The sequence below is a fragment of the Caulobacter sp. Root1455 genome (assembly GCF_001426905.1).
GTDB lineage: Bacteria > Pseudomonadota > Alphaproteobacteria > Caulobacterales > Caulobacteraceae > Caulobacter.
Genome location: NZ_LMFQ01000026.1, coordinates 136,318 through 155,888, shown reverse-complemented (window position 1 = coordinate 155,888; position 19,571 = coordinate 136,318). Strand labels below are relative to the sequence as shown.

Sequence of the window (19,571 nt, the reverse complement as noted above, 5' to 3'; positions counted from 1 at the left end):
ACCTTTCGACGGTGATCAAGTCCTGGACCAAACGTGACGCACTGCTTGGCGGCGCGCTTTCCCTCTTCACCCTGTCGTCGGCGGCGGCGCAGATCCAAAATGCCCCGCTGGTGAGGGCGCCGCAGCAGCCGGTTATTCCGCCGCCGACGAGCGTGGCGCTGCGGCCCGACCAGGTCGACCTGCTGCTAAAGACCCTGAATCAGGCCTACACCCACGGCTTCGAGTCCGTCGCCTTCGCGCCCGACGCCATCCTGCCGCTGCTCAGCGCCCGCGACGCGCTGACCCGTCAGGGCGCCCAGGCCCAGCTGATCGACCTGACCCTTCGCTACGCCAAGGCCGTGCGCACCGGCCGCCTGGCCCCCGACGCCTTCCTCAACGACTGGGGCCTGCGCCCCTTGCCCTACGATCCGGGTCCCGACTTCGTGCAGGCGGTCGCCCAGGACCGCCTGGGTCCGTGGCTGGACAGCCTGCCGCCGCCCTATACCGGGTACCAGACCCTGCGGAAGGGCCTGGCGACCTATCGCGACATCGCCGCCAAGGGCGGCTGGAAGGCCATCCCGGCGGGCGAGGCGTTGAAGCCGGGCGCGACCGGCGATCCGCGCATCGCCGCGCTGGAGGCCAGGCTGGCGGTCGAGGACGCGACCGTGGCCGTCGACGGAGCGCCGGTGTTCGACGAGCCCCTGCAACAGGCCCTGATGCGCGCCCAGAAGCGCTTCGGCCTCAATCCCGACGCCAGCCTGGGTCCGGCGACCCTGGCGGCCCTGAACGTTTCCGTCGAGCGGCGGATCGGCCAGATCCTGGCCAATATGGAGCGCTGGCGCTGGCTGCCCCAGCAGCTGCCGGCCGACCGCATCCAGGTCAACATCGCCGCCGCGGTGATGAGCGTCTTCCACGACGACGCCCCGAACCTGACCATGCGGGCGGTGACCGGCCGTCCGGGCGACGAAACGCCGATGCTGCAGTCGACGATCCACTCGATCGTGCTCAATCCGCCGTGGAACGTGCCGTCGTCGATCGCCGCCAAGGAGCTGTGGCCCAAGGAGCGGGCCAATCCCGGCTATCTGGCGCGCAACGACTTCATCGTCATCTCGACCGGCGAGGGGACCTCGCGGCTGCAGCAGAAGGCCGGACCCAAGGCCGCCCTGGGCCTGGTGAAGTTCGATTTCGACAATCCCTACGGCGTCTATCTGCACGACACCCCCAGCCGCTCGAAGTTCGCCAGCTTCAGCCGCTTGGCCAGCCACGGCTGCGTGCGCCTGGAAAAGCCGATCCCGCTGGCCAAGCAGCTGCTGGCCTCCAGCCCCGATTGGCAGCCGGACGTGGTCGACGCGACCATCGCGGCGGGCAAGACCGTGCGCGCCCAGCTAGCTCAGCCAATCGCCGTATTTCTGCTCTACTGGACGGCCTACATGACCCCAGACGGGCAGATGAACTTCCGCGACGACCCCTATGGCTGGGACAGCGTGCTGGTGCAGCGTATCGCCGCAGGAGCCCCTGGCTCAGCTTGACCCCCGGGTCCACGTGAGGCCTCTTCCCCGTCAGAACCTTTCCAGTTTGGAAAGACTCAGGCGTCTTTAGTGCTCGTGTGAGGGTCGCCAAGTGCGGCGATCCAGCCTTCCGGCTCTCGCGAGGTCAGTCCGGGGAAGCGTAAATGATCGAACGACGTAAGCTGTTGGGGCTAGGCCTTGGCGTGCTCGGCGCGAGCGCGATCGGGCCGATGGCGGCCTTCGCCCAGGCCAAGCTGGGGATCTCCGATCCCATCGCCGACCTTCTCCAGCGCCAGTCCGACCTCGCCGAGGGCATGGCCGAAGACGAGCTTCCGGCCGCCGTCGCCGCGCCGATCGCCGCCCCGGTCTCCCAGGTCCGCACCGCCTCGCACGCCCCCCGCTGGCTGAAGCTGCACAACATCCACACCCAGGAAAAGCTGGAAGCGGTCTATTTCGACAAGGGCGAGTACGTGCCCGACGCCGTCCAGGCCCTCGACCGCGTGCTGCGCGACTACCGCACCGGCGACGTCTATTCGATGCATCCGGAGCTGTTCGACACCCTCTCGGCCCTGTCTCAGAAGACCGGCTCCAAGTCGCACTTCCAGGTGATCTCCGGCTACCGCTCGCCCAGGACCAACGCGATGTTGCACGAACGCAGCGGTCAGGTCGCCAAACGCAGCCTGCACATGGACGGCAAGGCGATGGATGTCTATCTGGAGGATGTCGCGCTGGATCGCTTGAGGGCCGCGGCCCTGGATCTCGGACGCGGCGGCGTGGGTTATTACCCCGTCAGCAATTTCGTCCACGTCGACGTCGGACCCGTCCGGCGTTGGGTCGGCTCCTAAGAGGGCCGCACACCAGAGGAAAGCCCGGATGGCCAAGGCCGAACGCAAGAGCAACCCGTTCGGATGGATTCTCCTGGGAGCCCTGGTCGGCGCCATCGCCACCGCCGGCGTGCTGCTGATGGCCTCCTCGATTGATTTCGACCGAGGCTATGAACAGGGGCCGACCGAGATCGGCACGGCCGCCGACAACGCCGCCGCCTCGGCACGGCCCACCCCGGTGGCCACGGCGCCCAAGCCCGAACAGCCGGCGCCGGTCGCCGCCGTCCCGGCTCCGGCCGCTCCCCAACCGTCCGTCGACGCCCAGATGGCCGACGACGCTGCCGCCGCGGGCATGACCTCGCGGGCGCCGGCGGAGCAGCCGACCAACTAGGCCGCCTTCGTCCCGGAGGTTTCCTTCATCTTGGCCAGAAGGTCCCGCTGGGCCGCGCGGTGCATGACCGTCAGGGCGTCCTCCAGCGCGTCGATGCGTTCGGCCTGCTTGAGGACGAGGCGTTCCAGGTCCTGCAGGCGCTCTTCGATGGGGTCTCTCATGGCGTCCTCCGCTCGCGCCGCCTATCGAACCCCGATGACCCTCGCGGGTCAAGATTTGTGCATTTGCACCTGAAAAGCGAAAGGCCCCGGATCGCTCCGGGGCCTTTCCTGTTTCGGCGAGACCGAAACCCTACGACTTCGGCGCGGCCATCGGCGTCAGCTTGCCGGCGGCGGCCTTCATGGCCTCGTGCTGGGCCGGGGGCAGGGGGATCAGGCCGCGGCCCTGCAGATAGCCGCCCCGGCCGGTCGCGGAGTCGGACACGAACTCGGCGACGAACTCCTTCAGGCCCGGGGTCACCCCGACCTGGTCCTTCTTGACGTAGAGGTACAGCGAGCGCGACAGCGGATACTGGCCGCTGGCGATCGTCTGGGCCGTGGGCTTCACGCCGTTGACGCTGGCGCCCTTGATGCGGTTGGCGTTCTCCTCGAGGAAGCTGTAGCCGAACACGCCCAGGGCGCCCGGGGTCTTCTCGATGGTGCCGATGATGGCGTTGTCGTTCTCGCCGGCGTCGACCCACGACCCGTCCGTGCGCAGGGGATCGACCTTGGCCTTGAAGCCCTTCTCGTCCTTGTCGGCCAGCGCCTTGGCGGTGGGGAACTTCTTGGCGCCGGCCTCGACGGCCAGCTCGATGAAGGCGTCGCGGGTGCCCGAGGTGGGCGGCGGGCCGTAGACCAGGATGCGGTTGGCCGGCAGGCCGGCGCCGACGTCCTTCCAGGTCTTGTAGGGATTGGCCACGAACTGGCCGCCGCGCAGCACGTTCTGGCCCAGGCCCAGGAACAGGTGCTCGACCTTGAAATTGTAGTCGGGCGCGGACTTGTCCATGGCCACGACGATGCCGTCGAAGCCGATCTTCAGCTCGACGATGTTGTTGACGCCCTTGGCCTTGCAGGCCTCGAACTCGGACTTCTTCATCGGACGCGAGGCGTTGGCGATGTCGGGGAACTTCTCGCCCATGCCGCCGCAGAACATCTTGATCCCGCCGCCGGTGCCCAGGCTCTCGATCTTCGGAGCCTTCTTACCGGTCTTCTTGGCGAAGTTCTCGGCGGTGCGGGTGGAGAAGGGGAACACGGTCGACGAGCCGGCGGCCCAGACATAGTCGCGGGCGGCGTGGGCGCTGGACGCGCCGGCCAGCAGGCCGAGCGCGGCGGCGGCTCCGAGCAGGGTCTTCATGGGGGCATTCCTACTTTCGGGGGCGATAAGGAGGGAACGAACAAACTGTACGTCCTGTGCCGCCGTCATTTGTCACAGTTTGGCGACAGATTTGCGACAGTCTCCGTTCACGGACAATCCCGCGCCCCCGAAAGCTAGCCGCGTGGGCGGACGACCTCGCCGTCTTCCTTGGTGAAGCTTTCCGGCGCGGTCTCCAGCAGGTCGAACACCCGCTCCGAAGGCCGGCACAGCCGCACGCCCTTGGGGCTGACCACGATCGGGCGCTCGACCAGGATCGGCTCGGCGATCATGGCGTCCAGGATCGCGTCGTCGGAAACCTCGGGCGCGGTCAGGCCCAGGGCCTCGGCGGGCGTGCCCTTGACCCGCAGCCACTCGCGCGGCCGCACGCCGCCCTGGGCCAGAAGCTCGGCCAGTTGCTGGCGGGTCAAGCGGGTCTTCAGATACTCCACCACCGAGGGCGCGTATCCGGCCGCCCGGATCATCGCCAGAGTGTTGCGCGAGGTGCCGCAGCCGGGATTGTGGAAGATGGTGATGGGAAAATCGGCGTCGGTCATGGGGCGGGTTTTTCCTTGAGAAGCCATCCGAACGTCAAGGCCGCCGTCAGGGCGCCGACGAACTGGGCGAGGATGAAGGCGGGGGCCGAGGCGGGCGCTATGCCGGCGAAGGTGTTCGACAGGCTGCGCGCCACGGTGACCGCCGGATTAGCGAAGGATGTCGAGGCGGTGAACCAGTAAGCGGCGGTGATGTAAAGCCCGACCGCGACGGCCGTGAAGTCGGGGCGGAAGCGAACGACGCCCAGGATCGTGGCGACCAGGCCGAAGGTGGCGACCGTCTCGGCCAGCATCTGGGCGGGGCCGTCGCGCAGCTTGGTCGAGACCTGCAGGATGGGCTCGGCGAACATGGCGTGGGCCAGCCAGACGCCCGCGACCGCGCCGACGATCTGGGCGACGGCGTAGAGCAGGGCCTGCTGGGCCTTGATGTCGCGGCGCAGCAGGGCGACCAGGGTGACGGCGGGATTGAAATGCGCGCCCGAGATCGGTCCGAACACCGTGATCAGCACCACCAGCCCGGCGCCGGTCGCCAGGGTGTTGCCCAGCAGGGCGATGGCGACGTTTCCGCCGGACAGCCGCTCGCCCATGACTCCGGAGCCGATGACGACCGCCAGCAGCAGGGCCGAGCCGAGGGCTTCGGCGGCGAGGCGGCGCGACAGGGAAAAGACGGTCATCGCGCCGAGGCGCCCGCTTTGTCGGAGGCGGTCGATTTGCCGATCTCGTCCAGGCGGCGTTGCAGCGACAGCCGGTCCAGCGAGGCCATGGGCAGGGCGCAGAACAGGGTGATGCGGCTGTTCAGCTGGCGATAGGCCTCGGCGAAGGCCAGGGCGATCTCGGCGTCCGTGCCGGTCGCGGCCGAGGGGTCGGGAACGCCCCAATGGGCGCTCATCGGCTGACCGGGCCAGATCGGGCAGACCTCGCCGGCCGCGTTGTCGCAGACGGTGAACACGAAATCGAGCTCGGGCGCGTCGGGATTGTTCAACACCGCGAACTCGTCCCAGGGCTTGGAGCGCAGGCCGTCGGTCTTGTGGTTGAGGTGCTTCAACAGGTTCAGGGCGTGCGGATTGACCGTTCCGCTGGGCGCCGAGCCGGCGGAGAAGGCCCGGAAGCGGCCCGCGCCCACGCGGTTCATGATGGCTTCGGCGAAGATCGATCGCGCCGAATTGTGGGTGCAGAGGAACAGGACGTTCAGCGGGCGGTGATCGGGTTGGTCGCTCATGCGGTCTCCGGTTCGGCCAGGCAGGTTGCATCGCAGGCGGCGGCCCTGGCCAGAATGTCGCCGAGCGGCGCGCAGATCTCGGGCGCTCCGTCGCAGCAATCCTGCATCAGGAAACCCAGCAGGCCGCTCATGGCGCCGTAGTCGGCCGCATAGATGATCGAGCGCCCCTCGCGCCGCGAGCCGATCAGGCCGGCGTGGGACAGGACGTTCAGATTGGCCGACAGGGTGTTGGGAATCATGTCCAGGCGGCGGGCGATCTCGCCGGCCGCGACGCCTTGCGCGCCGGCTTGCACCAACAGGCGGAAGATCGCCAGTCGGCCCTCGTGGCCCAGGGCGGAGAGAGTCGCGGCGGCGGCTTTTGATTCCATACTTCCAATATGATCGAAATATGTGACGAAAGGAATATGGCTTCGAGACCGGAACCGGTTCCCAGTATGCTTCCAGACGTCGCGTAAGGAGGAGCCGCCTTGTTTCACAGCCCATCCAAGCACAAGGACTTCGGCGTGTTCCTGCCGGTCGCCAACGGCGGCTGGATCATTTCAAAGACCACGCCGGTCCTCGACGGCCTCTATCCGCAGAACAGGGCCGCGGCGGTTCTCGCCGACCAGGTCGGCATGGACTTCGTGATGTCCATGGCCAAGTTCCGCGGCTTCGGCGGCGAGACCGACCACTGGGGCACGGCCCTGGAGTCGGTGACCATGATGGCCGGCATCGCCGAGGCCACGTCGAGCGTGCGCATCTGGGCCACCCTCCACCCGCTGCTGCAGAACCCGGCCGTGGCGGCCAAGCTGATCTCCACCCTCGACCACGTCAGCGGCGGCCGCGCGGGCCTGAACATCGTGGCCGGCGCCTACAAGGGCGAGTTCGACCAGATGGGCGCCTGGGACGACAGCCTCTCGCACGACGACCGCTACGCCCTGACCGAGGAATGGACCTGCATCGTCAAGCGCCTGTGGGCCGAGGACAGCGTCGATTTCGCCGGTAAGTTCTTCACGATGAAGGACTGCCAGTCCAAGCCCAAGCCGCTGGCCAAGCCGCGTCCGGAGCTGATCTGCGCGGGCATGAGCGACCGGGGCTTCCAGTTCTCGGTGCGCGAGGCCGACGTCTGCTTCATCGGCGGCCGCACGGCCGACGAGCGCCGCGACGCCTCGCTGCGCGCCAAGAAGACCGCGCGGGCCCTGGGCAAGAGCATCAAGACCTACGCCATGTGCACGGTGGTCCACGGCGACACCGACGCCAAGGCCCAGGCGATGGTCGAGCACTACAAGGACGGGGCCGACATGGCCGCGATCCTGGCCATGCTGGCCAGCTGGGGCGTGCCGGCCGAGAAGCTGTCGAGCGTCGCGGCCCAGCAGGGGGCCTTCATGACCCACACCGTGGTCGGCGCGCCGAAGACCTGCGCCGAGCAGATCGAGGCGTTCGTCGATTACTGCCAGCTGGACGGGCTGATGCTGATCTTCCCCGACTATGTCGAGGGCCTGACCATGTTCGGGGGCGACATCCTGCCGAGCCTGCGGGCGGTCTATTCGTGAGCGCCGCGAGCGCCGAGACCGCTGACGGCCTGGCCGCCTGGATCGCGCCGGGCCGCACGGCGGTGCTGGTGATCGACATGCAGGTCGACTTCGCCTCGCCGGACGGGGTTCTGGGCGCGTTCATCGACATGAGCGTGGTCGAGCCCGCCCTGGCGGCCGCCGAAAAGCTGGTCGCCGCGGCCCGCGCGGCCGGCGTGCCGGTGGTGTTCGTGGGCCTGTCGACCACGCCGGAGACCGACTCCGCGGCCTGGAGCGAGCGCATGCGCCGGCGCGGCGGCGACCCCGAGGTCGGCGCGGCCCTGTGCCGGGCCGGGCAGGCGGGCTCGGAGTTCTACGGCCCCAAGCCGGCGCCGGGCGAACTGGTGGTGTCCAAGACCCGCTACAGCGGCTTCGTCGGCACCGATCTGGACATGCGGCTGACCAGGATGGGCGTCGACACCCTGGTGGTGGCGGGCCTGACCACCGAGTGCTGCGTCGACGGCACGGTCCGCGACGCTTTCGACCTGGACTACCACGTGTTCGTCGCCGCCGACGCCTGCGCCGCCTACGAGGCGGACATCCACGCCGCGTCGCTGAAGGTGATGGCGCTGAACAGCGCGATCCTGACCGACACGGCCGCGGTGGCGGCCGCGTGGAAAGGGACCGCCTGAGCATGGCCGACGGATTTCCGCCCCTGGACGCCCGCGCGCCCTACCAGGTCACCGACGCCGACCGCGCCGCCATCGCCGCCGCCATCAGCCAGGACGAGATCGTCGAACTGGCCCTGACCCTGGGCAACATCCCCGCGCCCTCCGGCAAGGAGCTCGAAGTCGCCAACTACGTCCACGACTGGATGGCGCGCGAGGGCTTTTCGCCGCGCAAGGTGGGGGCCACGCCCGAGCGCCCCAACATCATCGGGACCTACGGCGGCAAGGGCTCCAACACCATTGGGGGCAAGAACCTGCTGTTCACCGCCCACCTCGACACCGAGGCCCCGACCTGGAACCCGGATCTGGACGCCTACAAGTACGCGCCCGAGACCCTGGCCAATCCCGAATGGGAAAAGTGCTGGCTGGAGGACGGCAAGCTGTACGGCTATCCGATCGCCAACGATCGCGGCCCGATGAGCTGCTTCATGATCGCCGCCAAGGCGCTGAAGACGGCCGGCTACGACCTGGCGGGCAAACTCTATCTGACCGCCTGTCCCGGCGAGATCGGCCCCGAGCCGATCGAGGAGCACCGGGGCGTCGCCTATATGGGCAAGGACATCGGGGCCCACTACCTGTTCCACCATGGGGGCGTGGCCCCGGACTACGCCATCGCCGCCGAGGGCTGCGATTTCGGCCTGACCTGGGTGGGCTGCGGCTATGCGGTGTTCCGGTTGCGGGTCTGGGGGGAGGGGGTGTTCACCCCGCTGCTTGAGCATCCGGCCACGGCGGCCCAGCATCCGAATCCGATCTACAGGATCGGCAAGCTGACCGACGCCATCCACGCCTGGAGCGGCGCGTACGAGACGAACAATCGCTACGAAAGCCCCGGCGGCGTGGCCCAGCCCAGGTCGCAGATCGACTCGATCCGCGGCGGCGTGCCGTTCGCCTTCGGGGCGGGGACGGAAGTGGTGAACCTCTATCTCGAGGTCGGCCTGACCCCCAAGCAGCGGGTGGCCGACGTCCAGCGCTCGCTGGAGGCCATGGTCCGCGACAACGGCCTGGGCCGGATCGACATCGAGCCGGTGGTGGCGCGCCACGGCTTCGAGGCCGACGCCCGCGAGGTGGCCCCCTTGGTCGCCGCCGTCGACGACGCCACCAGGCTCAGCCTCGGCCATCCGGTCGCCTTGGCCGACCCGGTCTATTCCAGCATGTGGCGCGACCACAACGTGTTCAACATGCAGCGCATCCCGGCCATCACCACCGGCTTCCGCCGCTGGCGGCCCACGCCCCAGGACCTGGTCGACAGCGCCCTGGTCTACGCCCTGACGGCCTTGGCGATCTGCGGGCGGGCGGATGCCGGGGACGGCGTCTAGAGCGTGATCGCCGACCGTCGGCCTCGGCAGCGAAAACCTCGTCCTTCGACAGGCTCAGGATGAGGTTTTCTACGGCCACCGCCTACACTTGGTCCTCATCCTGAGCTTGTCGAAGGACGAGGACCACGCACCGGAGTTAGGAGCGGCGCGCCCTAGCGCGCGGCGAAGCCGATCGACAGGCTCAGATCCCTCCAGGCGTCGATGTCGGCTTGCAGGCCGGCGGCGGCGCGGCCGGCGTAGGTCAGGGCGTCCTCGCCCAGCAACAGGTGCAGGGGCGGGGCCTCTTCGTCGGCGATGGTCAGGATGGCCTGGGCCGCCTTGGCCGGGTCGCCGGGCTCGCGGCCGGCGTGGTCGGCCATGATCCGCTCGGCGTCGCGGGCCAGACCGTCATAGTCGGCGATCTTGCCGGCGACGACGGCCTTGGAGCCGGCGGAGAAGCCGGTGCGCAGGCCGCCCGGGGCGACATTGGTCACCTTGATCCCCAACTCGGCCACCTCGGCGGCCAGGGTCTGGGTCAGGCCTTCCAGCGCCCACTTGCTGGCGCAATAGACGCCGGTGCCGGCCCAGACCGCCAAGCCCGAGACCGAGGTGATGTTGATGATCCGCCCGGCGCGGCGGGCGCGCATGGCCGGCAGCACCGCCTTCAGCATCGCCAGCGGGCCGATGAGGTTGGTCTCGAACTGGGCGCGAACCTCGTCGAGCGAGGCCTCCTCCACCGCTCCGACCAGGCCGTAGCCGGCGTTGTTGACTAGGATGTCGATCCGGCCCGCGACGCCCTCGGCCCGGGCGACGCCCGCCTTCACGGCGGCCTCGTCGGTGACGTCGAGGATCAGGGCCTGGCCGCCCAGCCGCGCGAAAGCGTCGGCGTCGGCCGCCTGGCGCACCGTGCCGAACACCATGTCGCCGCGCGCCAGGGCCGCTCGGGCGATCTCGCGTCCCAGCCCGCCGGAGACGCCGGTGATCAGCCAGGTCCTGGTCATGGGTTCCCCCCGAACCGGAACTCCGTCGTCTGCTTGAACGTCCGCCCCGGCCGCAGCACGGTCGACGGGAAGTTGGGGTGGTTGGGGCTGTCGGCGAAGTGCTGGGTCTCGATGGCCAGGCCCGCGCCCTTCTCGAGCGGACGACCGTCGGGCGTCTTGAGGGTTCCATTGAAGCTGTTGGCGGTGAACAGCTGGACGCCCGGCTGGGTGGTGGCGACCTCCAGGGTGCGGCCGCTGGCCGGGTCGGCCACGCGGACGGCGGGGACCAGCTTGCCGCGCCCGCCGCCGTCGACGACGAAGTTGTGGTCGAAGCCGTTGGCGAACTTGATCTGGGGATCGTCGGCCGTGACCCGGTCGCCCAGGCGGACCGGCTCGCGCAGGTCCAGGGCCGTGCCGGCGACGGGCGCGATCTCGCCGGTCGCCAGCTTGCGCGCGTTGATCGGGGTGAAGCTCTGGGCCAGCACCTGGGCGGTCTGGTCGTAGATGGTCCCGCCGCCCGCCAGGTTGAAATAGACGTGGTGGCTGAGATTGATCACCGTGGGCTTGTCGGTGGTCGCGCGATAGTCGATGCGCAGGACGTTCTGGCGGGTGACCGTGTAGGTCACGGCGGCCTTCAGGGTTCCGGGATAGCCGCCTTCGCCGTCGGCGGCGGTGTAGGCCAGGGTGACGCCGGCCGCGCCGTGGCGCTTGAACGGCGTCCCGGTCCACAGCCGCGTGGAGAAGCCCGTGGGGCCGCCGTGCGAGGAGACGCCCTCGGCGCTGCTGGGCAGGTCGTGGCGGACGCCGTCGATCGAGAAGCCGCCGTTCGAGATCCGGTTGGCGTAGCGGCCCAGCAGCGAACTGAAATTGGCCCGGGCCTCGTAGGTCTTCAGATCGGCCAGCTCCAGGGCGACGTTCTGGATCCTGCCCTGGCGGTCGGGGACGTCGACCTGGGTGATGACGCCGCCGTAGGACAGCACCTTGACCGTCATGCCGTGGTCGTTCTTCAGCGTGAAGATCTCGACGGGGGCGCCGGCGGCGGTGACGCCGTAGGGCGCGCGGGTCGCGGTGGCGGCCAGGGCGTCGGCGGAGGGCGCGCAGAGCAGGCCGGCGGCGAACAGCAGGGCGGGGGCGAGCGCGGCCCGGGTCTGGTTCGCTGCGACAGCCATGGCTTCCTTCCCAAGATCGCTCGCGCAGAGCTGTTATGGAAACCGGTGTCGGCAAAATGGCCGGCGAGATCAAGAGGCCGCTTCCGACGGATCGGAAACGGCCTCCCGATTCAGGCCGTGGGGGACACTTGGCCTAGAACTGCCAGTCGAAGCCCAGGCGCACCGAACGCGGCGCCTGGTAGGCCCTGACCTTGCCGTACGTGGCGCTGGCCTGGCCGCCGGCGGTTTCGCCGAACTCGTCGAAGTCGGTGGCGCCCTGCAGGTTGAAGACGTTGAAGATGTCGGCCCGCAGCACGAGGTTGCTGTCGCCCTCGCTGCCCACTCCCGGCATCAGGGGCACATACTTGGCCGGGACCGTGTAGCGCATCGAGACGTCGAAGCGGGTGACCCAGTCGCTTTCGAACGAGGTCCCGCGATTGACGATCTTGCCGCCGCAGAAGCGCGCGTTGGCGCCGTCGGCGTTGGCCTCCTGCCAGTCCGGCGCCGAGTTGGGCGCGGCCAGGCCGATGCATCCGTACTTGCGCGGCGACAGCACCGACAGATTGCCGCCGAACAGCAGGTCCTCGAGGACGGCGTAGGAGCCGAACAGCTTGATCTGGTGGCCCCGGTGGTTTGGCAGCAGGCCATAGGCTCCGGGGATGTAGGCCAGACGGTCGAAGTCGACGGTGATGCCGGCGTCGGTCTGGCCGTTGTCCGAGCGGGCCGCCCCTTCGAAATTGCCCTTGGACTCCGACAGGATGTAGGAGCCCCTCAGCCCCCATTTGCCGTCGAACTCGCGGTCGAAGTTGAATTCCAGCCCCAGATATTCGCGCTTGGCCTTGGGGAAGGCCATCTGCTGGGCGGTGATGGTGATCGTCCGGGCGGTGGTTTCGCCGGGCAAGGGGTTGGACAGCTTGACCTTCACGTCGCTGCCCGGGTTGATGATCAGGAACTGGTGGGTGCCGTTCCAGACGTCGGTGCAGCCGGTCTTGGCCGCGTTGGTCTGGGCGAAACCGTTGGCCGAACACCAGACCCGGATGCCCTGGTCCATCACGGCGTCTTCGCTGACCCGGCCCAGGTCGCGGTAGGTCAGGTTGACGCCGCCGCTCCACAGGGCGTTGAAGCGGTGCTCGAAGCCCAGGATGTATTCGTCCTGATAGGTGGACTTGAGGTTCAGGGCCGAGACCGTGTCCGGATCGGGCGCCAAGCCGTTGTTGCGGATCACGCAGGCCTGGGTCCCGACCGGCGCGATGCTCTTCACCGTCGCCACGCAAGGCACCAGGCTGCCGCCGGTGGCCTGGGTGCCCACGCCGCCGATGGGCTTGCCGGTCTTCGGATCGAGGGTGAAGGTCGAGCCGGGGCCGCCGATCGGGAAGAAGAACTCCGAGGCGTCGATGGCGGGCGAGGCGGCGCGGAAGGCGGTGTTGGACGCCACCGGCAGATAGGTCCGGCCGTAGGACCCGTACAGCTTGTCGGTGCGCGCCCCGAACAGGTCGTAGGCGAAGCCCAGGCGCAGGCCGATCTCGTCGTCGAACGACGAGAACACCTGGCCCAGCGGATTCATCACCGAGAACTGGTCCTTGCGGACGCCCAGGTTCAGGGTCAGGGCGTTGGTGACGTCCCAGGCGTCCTGAATGTAATAGGCCTTGTTCTTGCCGCTGTAGCCGCCGCCGGACTCGAAGCGGCGCATCTCGACATATTCCTGGTTCGGCCCGATCGCGCCGCCTTGGGCGCCGCTGGCGCCGGCCTTGCGGTAGATCCAGTTGCGCTCGCCGTTGCGGACGGTGAACTGGGTCAGCAGGGTCTTCTCCTCGTCGAACCCGCCGCGGATGTGGTGGTCGCCGAAGAACTTGAAATAGAGGTCGGCGTCGGCGCGATAGAACTCGCGCTGGGCCAGGGACGGCACGGTGGCCGAGCTGGCGGTCTGGCGGCTGACCGTCGAGGCCGTGCCCGTGCGGTTGTCCTGCACCAGGGACTCGGTGAGCAGATTGCTGATCGACTTGTTGTCGACCTCGCTGCGGCCATAGGCGGCCGAGATCGTCAGCCAGTCGGTGAAGGTTCCGGTGTAGCGCGCCACATAGTTCTCGCCGCCCTGGTAGAGGCTGTCGGCGCTGGCGCGCTCCGGCAGGATCTGCTCGTCGGCCAGGGTGTATTGATAGCTGTCGCGCTTACGCTTGCGGCTGGTGTCGAAATAGGTGAGCTCCAGGTGCTGGCTGTCGGTGATGTAGCCGTCCAGCTTGAAGGCGTAGAACGGGTCGGCCGTGCGGTCCTTGGTCACGCTGCTGCGCACCGCGGTGGGCGAGGTGTTGTTGGTCGCGTTCTGGGCCTCCAGGTTCTGGAAGCTGGCCAGGCCGTAGAAGAACAGGCGGTCGCGGATGATCGGGCCGCCGGCCTCGACCGTGAAGCTGTTGTCGGTGCGATGGGCCAGCGAGTTGCGGGCGATCGTGGTGTTGGGCATCTGCTCGCGCCACTTGTCCGGCTCGTAGCTGCCGTGCAGGGCGAACATGAAGTCGTTGGAGCCCGACTTGGTCACGGCGTTGATCATCGCGCCGGTGCCGCGGCCGAATTCGGCCGGATAGCCGCCGGTCTTGACCTCGACCGACTTGTAGAACTCGAACGGCACGACCGCCGCGCCGATGCCGTTGACGAAGTTGCTGATGTTCAAGCCGTTGATATAGAAGACGTTCTCGCCGACCGAGGCGCCGCCGACGGCGGGCTGGGATTGCCCTTGGACGACGAAGTTGGTGCTGGAGTCGCCGGGGATCGCCGACGGGGCCAGCAGGACCAGGGCGGTGAGGTTGCGGGAGATCGGCACCTGCTTGGTCAGGGTCTCGACATCGACCACCAGGCCCGTCGTGGTGCCGGCGAAGTCCAGCTGCGGATTGGCCGTGCCGGTGACGACGACCTCCGAGACCGCCGCGCCTTCCTCGTTGATCGTGAAGCCGAAATTGGCGGTCGAACCGACGGTGACGCGGACGTTGGGGTTGTTGACAGCCTGGTAGCCGGCCTTGCTGATCGAGACCGAGTAGCCGCCCGACGGGATCAGGGCGATGCGGAACTGGCCGTCGGCGTCGGTGGTCAGGTCGCGCTCGAAGCCCTGGGCCAGCGACTTGACCTTGACCGAGGCGCCGGCCACCGGCGTGCCGTTGGCGTCGGCGACCGTACCCGCCAGGGCGCCGGAGCTGTAGTCCTGGGCCAGGGCCGCCTGCGGCGCCAGGCCGATCAGGACTGCCAGACCCGCGGGCGCGGCGACGCAGGCCAGGCCCGCCGCCATGGTCGAGGCCAGGAGCCGCGCGCGCCGGGAAGCGGCCGGAGACTGGAATCGTCGGTTGGATGAGTTCGAATTGGCGGACATGTAACCCCCTGTTCGTGGAAGGCGAAAAGCTTTCGCGATACCTTCAGACAGCGAATTACGGCGTGTCGGGTCAATAGAACTTACGCTTATTATTGAAATACTGAAATGTTGTCACAGCGTCGACACGGTTGAATTTCAATACTGATCGGTAAGTACATTTGAATTATGGATAACTACGGGGCTATATATTCAAGTAATGACGCGCGAAAGCTCTCATCGACGAGGTCGATGAGAGCTGAACCGGTTTTGACGCGAGCCGGCGGGGGTCAGGCGGCGGGCTGGGGCGTGGAGGTCGAGCCGGGAAGGCGGGACGAAAGCGCCGCGCGGGCCGCGAACAGGGCGATCGGCAGGCCGACGCCGAACATGTGGATGGCCACGCCGCCCGCCAGCACCTCGAGGTGCGGAGCCGGCCTGGGGCCGAACCTCAGCAGCAGCACGACGTAGTTCATGACCAGATAGCAGCCGATCCCGTACAGCGGTCCCCACAGCCAGGGCCGCCTGTTCAACGCGGGGAGCACGCGGCTGGCCGAGACATAGACCGCGGCCATGACCACGGCGATGCCGGCATGGAGGAAGGCGCCGAGGATCGCCGCGCCGGCCCCGCCCTGATAGGCCGCCTTGCCCAGCACGCCGCTGGCGATCGTCTGCAGGATCCGGACCGGATTTGCCCCGCGCAGGCCGAAGAAGACGAAGGCGTAGGTGATGTCCAGCAAGGCGGCCGTGAGCCCGCCGCCCAGGATCGCGGTCAGGGGGCCGATTTCGGTCTTCCGAAAGGATATTCGCATGGGGTCTCTCAGTGCGAGCGCGTGGCGAGGATGGGGGCGGATTCGGGGTCCGGCTGGTCGTCGGACAGGGCGGCGGCGGGCAGGGCGATCGGCGTCTGGGCGGCGATCAACTGCTCGATGCGTTCGACCAGGGCCTGGCCGCGCGGCGACAGCCACAGCAGGCGCTCGCGCGGATCGACGGCGCTGACCTCGCACGCCAGCAGACCCAGGGACGGCGGCAGCGGCCGGTCGATCTGCGGTCCGGCCAGGGCGCGCGACACGCGCGAGGCGCCGGCGTCGGTCAGCCCGCAGGCCACGGCCAGTTCGGTGACGTTGATGCCCGGGTTCTCGGCGACATAGAGGAAGGCCCGGACGCTGGTCAGGCTGATGGCGGGGTGGATCCGCCGGAAGCTTTCCAGCGCGGCCAGCACCGCGTCGCGGCGGCGGATGCGCACGACCTCAGCTGTCATGATAGACCGCCAGGACGCGCGGACGGGTCTTGTAGCGGCGCGGCGCGGTGGGTTCGCCGGCCTTGGCCTCGCCCGCCAGCTTGGGCCGCAGGTGGTGGAAGGCGAAGGCGGCCGCGGGGTATTCGGCGCGGACGGCCGCGAACAGGGCCTCGGCCCGCCGCTGGTGCTCGGCCGCCTCGACATAGTCCAGCGCCGAGACCTCGATGGTGATCTGCGCCCGCAGGGTCAGCATCGGAATGTTGGAGCGCGCGGTCATCTGGGCTCCCTCCGTGAGCATGAGAATCTTGGCCCGTTGATCTTGCCCGCCGGGACCGGCCTGTCAGGCGCTCGGAGACCAACGGTCGGCGTTCTGCTGCGAGCGGCGCGATCGTCTGCCAACGGTCTCGTCATGTCTGCGAACGGCGCTTTGCGCGCGAGCCCCCAGCGGCGACAATGGCCCATGACGTCGACGCCGGCCGCCCAGCAGCAGACCCGGACCATCCTGATCGCCACGACGGGGGTCTGGCTGCTGGCCTACGCCGCCATGACCCTGGGCTGGGTCAGCGCCAAGGCCCCGCATTTCTGGGACGGGGCGTTCCGGCGCGCGGTGGTCTGCCTGATCGGCGCCCTGATGTGCCAGGCCATGGGGCCGGTGCTGCTGCGCTCGACGCCCTGGCCGTTCGTGCGGCGCCTGGCCCTGGTCGCCGGCCTGTCGCTGGTCGGCTCGCTGGTGTTCGGCGTGGTCGACTACACGGTCTATTGCGCCATCCTGCCGCGCTGGCCGGAGTCGACCTTCTGGGGCGTGATGTCGATCAGCCGCACGGTGTTCTGGTTCTTCGCGGCCTGGGCGGCGATCTTCATGGCCGTGCACGCCGATCTGGCCGCGCGCGAAGCCCGGTTCAAGCTGGAGGCGGCGCGGGTGCTGGCCACCGAGACCCAGAACCGCATGCTGCGCTACCAGATCAGTCCGCACTTCCTGTTCAACACCCTCAACGCCCTGGCCACCCTGGTGATGGAGCGGCAGAACGACCGCGCCGAGCAGATGATCCTGGGCCTGTCGGGCTTCCTGCGCCGCTCGCTGGAGCGCGACGTGCGCGAGATGGTCACCCTGGCCGAGGAGCTGGACGGCGAGCGGCAGTATGTGGCCATCGAGCAGATCCGGTTCGGCGAGCGCCTGCGCTACGTCGAGCGCACGCCCAAGGCCCTGGCCGACGCCCTGGTGCCCAACCTGATCCTGCAGCCGATCATCGAGAACGCCGTCAAGCACGGCCTGGCGCGCACCAGCGAGCCCATCGTCATCGAGGTGGTCGCCGCCCAGCGCGACGGCCGGATGTCGATCACCGTCACCGACGACGGGGTCGGGGCGGTGGGCGGGCCGCCGGGCCTGGGCGTGGGGCTGGAGAACGTCCGCCGGCGGCTGGAGACCCGCTACGGCGACCAGGCGGCCCTGACCTGCGGCTCGCGCGAGCCCAGGGGTTTCCAGGTGCGGCTGGACCTGCCGCTGGAGCGCGCGCCATGAGCGACGAGGCGTTGACCGTCCTGCTGGCCGACGACGAGCCCCTGGCCCTGCGCCGCCTGCGGCGCCTGACGGCCGAGGTCGAGGACGTGCGGATCGTCGCGACCGCCGCCGACGGCGACCAGGCCCTGGCCCTGGCGCGCGAGACCGCCGCCCAGGTGGTGATCATCGACATCAAGATGCCCGGCCGCGACGGGGTCAGCGTGGCCCGCGCCCTGGCCGGTCCCGACGGCCCCGTGGTGATCTTCGCCACCGCCTTCGACCGCTACGCCATCCAGGCCTTCGACCTGGCGGCGGTGGACTATCTGCTCAAGCCGTTCGACGGGCCGCGGGTGGCCGAGGCCCTGGCTCGGGCCCGGGCCCAGATCCGCGCCCGCGACGCCGAGCAGCGGATCGGCGAGCTGCGGGCCATCGTCCAGGACCTCAGAGCCGAGGGGCGAGGCGCGGCGAGCAACTTCGAGACCGAGCTGTGGATCGAGGGCCGGGGCGGGGCCCAGCGGGTGCTGGTGCGCGACCTGGACTGGATCGAGGCCGAGCGCGACTATGTCCGCCTGCATGTCGGGACGCGCAGCTATCTGGTCCGGGACTCGATCCGCGGCCTGGTCGAACGGCTGGACCCGGAGGCCTTCGTGCGCATCCATCGGTCGGCGGTGGTCCAGCGCGACCGGGTGGCCCAGCTGGCGCCGCGTCCGGGTGGCGGGCTGACGGCGGTGCTGTCGACGGGCGCCCGGCCGGCGGTGGGCCGCAGCCATGCCGCGGCCGTGCGACGGCTGTTCCGCCGGTCGTCGGGACGGGCGGGGAGGTCCGAGCCGTCGTAGGTCTATCGACCGTCAAGCCTGGTGCGTGGCCCTCGTCCTTCGACAAGCTCAGGATGAGGACCAGTGTGCAGGCGGCGGCAATAGAAAACCTCATCCTGAGCTTGTCGAAGGACGAGGTCTTCGCTGCCGAAGCCTAATGTCGATTGAGCTGGCTAGCGTCTTTGATTGTCTTGGAAGACAGAGCGCGGGGGCGGAACCACCGCGTCGGAGGCCAGGGGCCGTCCGGAAAAGCCGCATCGGTCGAACCGACGGGCGGGCGCTTCAGGCTTTCGCGCTGGAAGGCCGGATGAGCGGCCGGCGGTGAGGCCGGCCGCTCGCCGAGGGATTAGCCGTTGACGGCGTCCTTCAGTTGCTTGGCCGGCGTGAAGGCGACCTTCTTGCTGGCCGCGATCTGGATGGCGGCGCCCGTCGAGGGGTTGCGGCCGGTGCGGGCCGGCTTGGCCTGGACCTTGAACTTGCCGAAGCCCGGGATCGAGACTTCTTCGCCCTTCACGGCGGCGTCGGTCAGCGACTTGAAGACGCCGTCGATGATGGCCTTGGCCTGAGTCTTGGTCAGCTTGTCGTCGGCGGCCACGGCGGCGTCGACCAGATCCGAAACGTTCATAAATCAGCTCATCTGCTGGAATCAAAAGAGAGCCAACCCTGCCGGGCTGAACGCGCTTTGTCACCTCATCATAAAAGCGAGGGTTAACGCGCCTTCCCGAGGACGGCTGGCGGGCGCTAGGTTGCGGAAAATCCTCGCTATAACAACCCTTTATTGGTGGTTAACGGAGGGTCTCTCAGGGCGCGTGGCGGCCTTTGCGCAAGTGCGAACCGATTGTGCGTCTGCGAAGAGAGGCGGCGGATCCTCAGAATCGACTCGCAAACCCGCTTCCGAGGATTCGCTGGAGGCCCGACCGGGCGGTGCGATCTGGTCCTCGGAGCAGCGGCGGAATCTCGTTCCGCCAGGAGACGGGAGCCCGTCGGCGGCGCCGGCGACACGTCGTTCTGGAACGTCGTGACGTCGGTCCGGGATCACGCCGCCAGGGACAGAAGCCGTTCGTAGCGCTGGAGGATCCGATCCAGCGTCGAGCGCTTGATCGGCTTGCCGTCGCGCAGCTTGGTCCAGGTGGTCTCGCTGATCGCGTAGCAGTCGAACAGGTGCTCGCGCGTCACGGCGGGAAGGCGGGCGCGCAGGCGCTGGACGATGTCGCGAGGAACGGTGAGGGTTTCGGCCATGGGGTA

22 protein-coding genes are annotated in these 19,571 nt (G+C 68.8%); 8 read left to right on the top strand and 14 right to left on the bottom strand.

Annotated features, from left to right (window positions below):
- The first annotated feature begins 14 nt into the window (after nucleotides 1–14).
- The 3 genes from ASD21_RS22965 to ASD21_RS22955 all read left to right on the top strand — a co-directional run bounded on the left by ASD21_RS22965 (nucleotide 15) and on the right by ASD21_RS22955 (nucleotide 2,702).
- A complete protein-coding gene (locus tag ASD21_RS22965) occupies nucleotides 15–1,508 on the top strand; it encodes a L,D-transpeptidase family protein (protein ID WP_056447310.1) in 1,494 nt (497 codons plus the stop codon).
- A gap of 143 nt (nucleotides 1,509–1,651) precedes the next feature.
- The gene (locus ASD21_RS23690) at nucleotides 1,652–2,332 is read left to right on the top strand and encodes a DUF882 domain-containing protein (RefSeq protein ID WP_082554926.1); all 681 of its coding nucleotides are present in this window, start codon (nucleotides 1,652–1,654) and stop codon (nucleotides 2,330–2,332) included.
- A 28-nt stretch (nucleotides 2,333–2,360) separates the two neighbouring features.
- Nucleotides 2,361–2,702, top strand: coding sequence for a hypothetical protein (locus ASD21_RS22955; protein ID WP_056447182.1), 342 nt, complete (start codon nucleotides 2,361–2,363; stop codon nucleotides 2,700–2,702).
- On the opposite strand, the gene ASD21_RS24230 is transcribed toward ASD21_RS22955, so the two are convergent.
- The 6 genes from ASD21_RS24230 to ASD21_RS22930 all read right to left on the bottom strand — a co-directional run bounded on the left by ASD21_RS24230 (nucleotide 2,699) and on the right by ASD21_RS22930 (nucleotide 6,172).
- Nucleotides 2,699–2,863 (bottom strand): hypothetical protein, encoded by a 165-nt coding sequence (locus ASD21_RS24230; protein ID WP_156398475.1) that lies wholly within the window; start codon nucleotides 2,861–2,863, stop codon nucleotides 2,699–2,701. The two genes, ASD21_RS22955 and ASD21_RS24230, sit on opposite strands and share 4 nt — an antisense overlap.
- A gap of 130 nt (nucleotides 2,864–2,993) precedes the next feature.
- Nucleotides 2,994–4,034 carry a substrate-binding domain-containing protein gene (locus ASD21_RS22950; protein ID WP_056447179.1) on the bottom strand — a complete coding sequence of 347 codons (1,041 nt, stop codon included), beginning with the start codon at nucleotides 4,032–4,034 and terminating at the stop codon, nucleotides 2,994–2,996.
- A gap of 134 nt (nucleotides 4,035–4,168) precedes the next feature.
- Nucleotides 4,169–4,588, bottom strand: a complete 420-nt coding sequence (gene arsC, locus ASD21_RS22945; RefSeq protein ID WP_056447176.1) for an arsenate reductase (glutaredoxin) — start codon at nucleotides 4,586–4,588, stop codon at nucleotides 4,169–4,171.
- Nucleotides 4,585–5,259 carry an MIP/aquaporin family protein gene (locus ASD21_RS22940; protein ID WP_056447173.1) on the bottom strand — a complete coding sequence of 225 codons (675 nt, stop codon included), beginning with the start codon at nucleotides 5,257–5,259 and terminating at the stop codon, nucleotides 4,585–4,587. The genes arsC and ASD21_RS22940 overlap by 4 nt, the downstream gene beginning before the upstream one ends.
- Nucleotides 5,256–5,804 carry an arsenate reductase ArsC gene (locus ASD21_RS22935; protein WP_056447170.1) on the bottom strand — a complete coding sequence of 183 codons (549 nt, stop codon included), beginning with the start codon at nucleotides 5,802–5,804 and terminating at the stop codon, nucleotides 5,256–5,258. Before ASD21_RS22935 ends, ASD21_RS22940 begins: the two co-directional genes overlap by 4 nt.
- Nucleotides 5,801–6,172: an ArsR/SmtB family transcription factor gene (locus tag ASD21_RS22930; protein WP_056447167.1), complete on the bottom strand. Its 372-nt coding sequence runs from the start codon at nucleotides 6,170–6,172 to the stop codon at nucleotides 5,801–5,803. Before ASD21_RS22930 ends, ASD21_RS22935 begins: the two co-directional genes overlap by 4 nt.
- A gap of 99 nt (nucleotides 6,173–6,271) precedes the next feature.
- On the opposite strand from ASD21_RS22930, the gene ASD21_RS22925 reads away from it, so the two are divergent.
- The 3 genes from ASD21_RS22925 to ASD21_RS22915 are packed head-to-tail and all read left to right on the top strand — an operon-like array spanning nucleotide 6,272 to nucleotide 9,338.
- Nucleotides 6,272–7,336: an LLM class flavin-dependent oxidoreductase gene (locus tag ASD21_RS22925; protein ID WP_056447164.1), complete on the top strand. Its 1,065-nt coding sequence runs from the start codon at nucleotides 6,272–6,274 to the stop codon at nucleotides 7,334–7,336.
- Complete coding sequence (locus ASD21_RS22920) at nucleotides 7,333–7,986, top strand: cysteine hydrolase family protein (RefSeq protein ID WP_056447161.1); 654 nt, start codon at nucleotides 7,333–7,335, stop codon at nucleotides 7,984–7,986. Before ASD21_RS22925 ends, ASD21_RS22920 begins: the two co-directional genes overlap by 4 nt.
- Before the next feature lie 2 nt (nucleotides 7,987–7,988).
- Complete coding sequence (locus tag ASD21_RS22915; RefSeq protein WP_056447157.1) at nucleotides 7,989–9,338, top strand: hypothetical protein; 1,350 nt, start codon at nucleotides 7,989–7,991, stop codon at nucleotides 9,336–9,338.
- A gap of 152 nt (nucleotides 9,339–9,490) precedes the next feature.
- Here the strand turns inward: ASD21_RS22915 and ASD21_RS22910 are convergent, their stop codons facing one another.
- From ASD21_RS22910 to ASD21_RS24330, 6 genes are all read right to left on the bottom strand, one after another.
- Nucleotides 9,491–10,318: an oxidoreductase gene (locus ASD21_RS22910; RefSeq protein WP_056447156.1), complete on the bottom strand. Its 828-nt coding sequence runs from the start codon at nucleotides 10,316–10,318 to the stop codon at nucleotides 9,491–9,493.
- Nucleotides 10,315–11,466, bottom strand: coding sequence for an aldose epimerase family protein (locus ASD21_RS22905; RefSeq protein ID WP_056447153.1), 1,152 nt, complete (start codon nucleotides 11,464–11,466; stop codon nucleotides 10,315–10,317). The genes ASD21_RS22910 and ASD21_RS22905 overlap by 4 nt, the downstream gene beginning before the upstream one ends.
- Before the next feature lie 133 nt (nucleotides 11,467–11,599).
- Complete coding sequence (locus tag ASD21_RS22900) at nucleotides 11,600–14,800, bottom strand: TonB-dependent receptor (RefSeq protein ID WP_056447150.1); 3,201 nt, start codon at nucleotides 14,798–14,800, stop codon at nucleotides 11,600–11,602.
- Between the two features lie 266 nt (nucleotides 14,801–15,066).
- The gene (locus ASD21_RS22895; RefSeq protein WP_056447147.1) at nucleotides 15,067–15,585 is read right to left on the bottom strand and encodes a hypothetical protein; all 519 of its coding nucleotides are present in this window, start codon (nucleotides 15,583–15,585) and stop codon (nucleotides 15,067–15,069) included.
- 8 nt (nucleotides 15,586–15,593) lie between these two features.
- Nucleotides 15,594–16,034, bottom strand: a complete 441-nt coding sequence (locus ASD21_RS22890; RefSeq protein WP_056447143.1) for a hypothetical protein — start codon at nucleotides 16,032–16,034, stop codon at nucleotides 15,594–15,596.
- Complete coding sequence (locus ASD21_RS24330; RefSeq protein WP_162250272.1) at nucleotides 16,024–16,290, bottom strand: hypothetical protein; 267 nt, start codon at nucleotides 16,288–16,290, stop codon at nucleotides 16,024–16,026. Before ASD21_RS24330 ends, ASD21_RS22890 begins: the two co-directional genes overlap by 11 nt.
- Before the next feature lie 183 nt (nucleotides 16,291–16,473).
- On the opposite strand from ASD21_RS24330, the gene ASD21_RS22880 reads away from it, so the two are divergent.
- Both ASD21_RS22880 and ASD21_RS22875 read left to right on the top strand, forming a co-directional pair.
- Nucleotides 16,474–17,532: a sensor histidine kinase gene (locus tag ASD21_RS22880; protein ID WP_056447137.1), complete on the top strand. Its 1,059-nt coding sequence runs from the start codon at nucleotides 16,474–16,476 to the stop codon at nucleotides 17,530–17,532.
- Nucleotides 17,529–18,347, top strand: coding sequence for a LytR/AlgR family response regulator transcription factor (locus tag ASD21_RS22875; RefSeq protein WP_056447135.1), 819 nt, complete (start codon nucleotides 17,529–17,531; stop codon nucleotides 18,345–18,347). The genes ASD21_RS22880 and ASD21_RS22875 overlap by 4 nt, the downstream gene beginning before the upstream one ends.
- A gap of 325 nt (nucleotides 18,348–18,672) precedes the next feature.
- On the opposite strand, the gene ASD21_RS22870 is transcribed toward ASD21_RS22875, so the two are convergent.
- Both ASD21_RS22870 and ASD21_RS22865 read right to left on the bottom strand, forming a co-directional pair.
- Complete coding sequence (locus ASD21_RS22870; protein WP_056447131.1) at nucleotides 18,673–18,951, bottom strand: HU family DNA-binding protein; 279 nt, start codon at nucleotides 18,949–18,951, stop codon at nucleotides 18,673–18,675.
- 410 nt (nucleotides 18,952–19,361) lie between these two features.
- On the bottom strand, nucleotides 19,362–19,565 hold the full coding sequence (locus tag ASD21_RS22865; RefSeq protein WP_056447129.1) for a hypothetical protein: 204 nt from the start codon (nucleotides 19,563–19,565) through the stop codon (nucleotides 19,362–19,364).
- Between the last annotated feature and the right edge of the window lie 6 nt (nucleotides 19,566–19,571).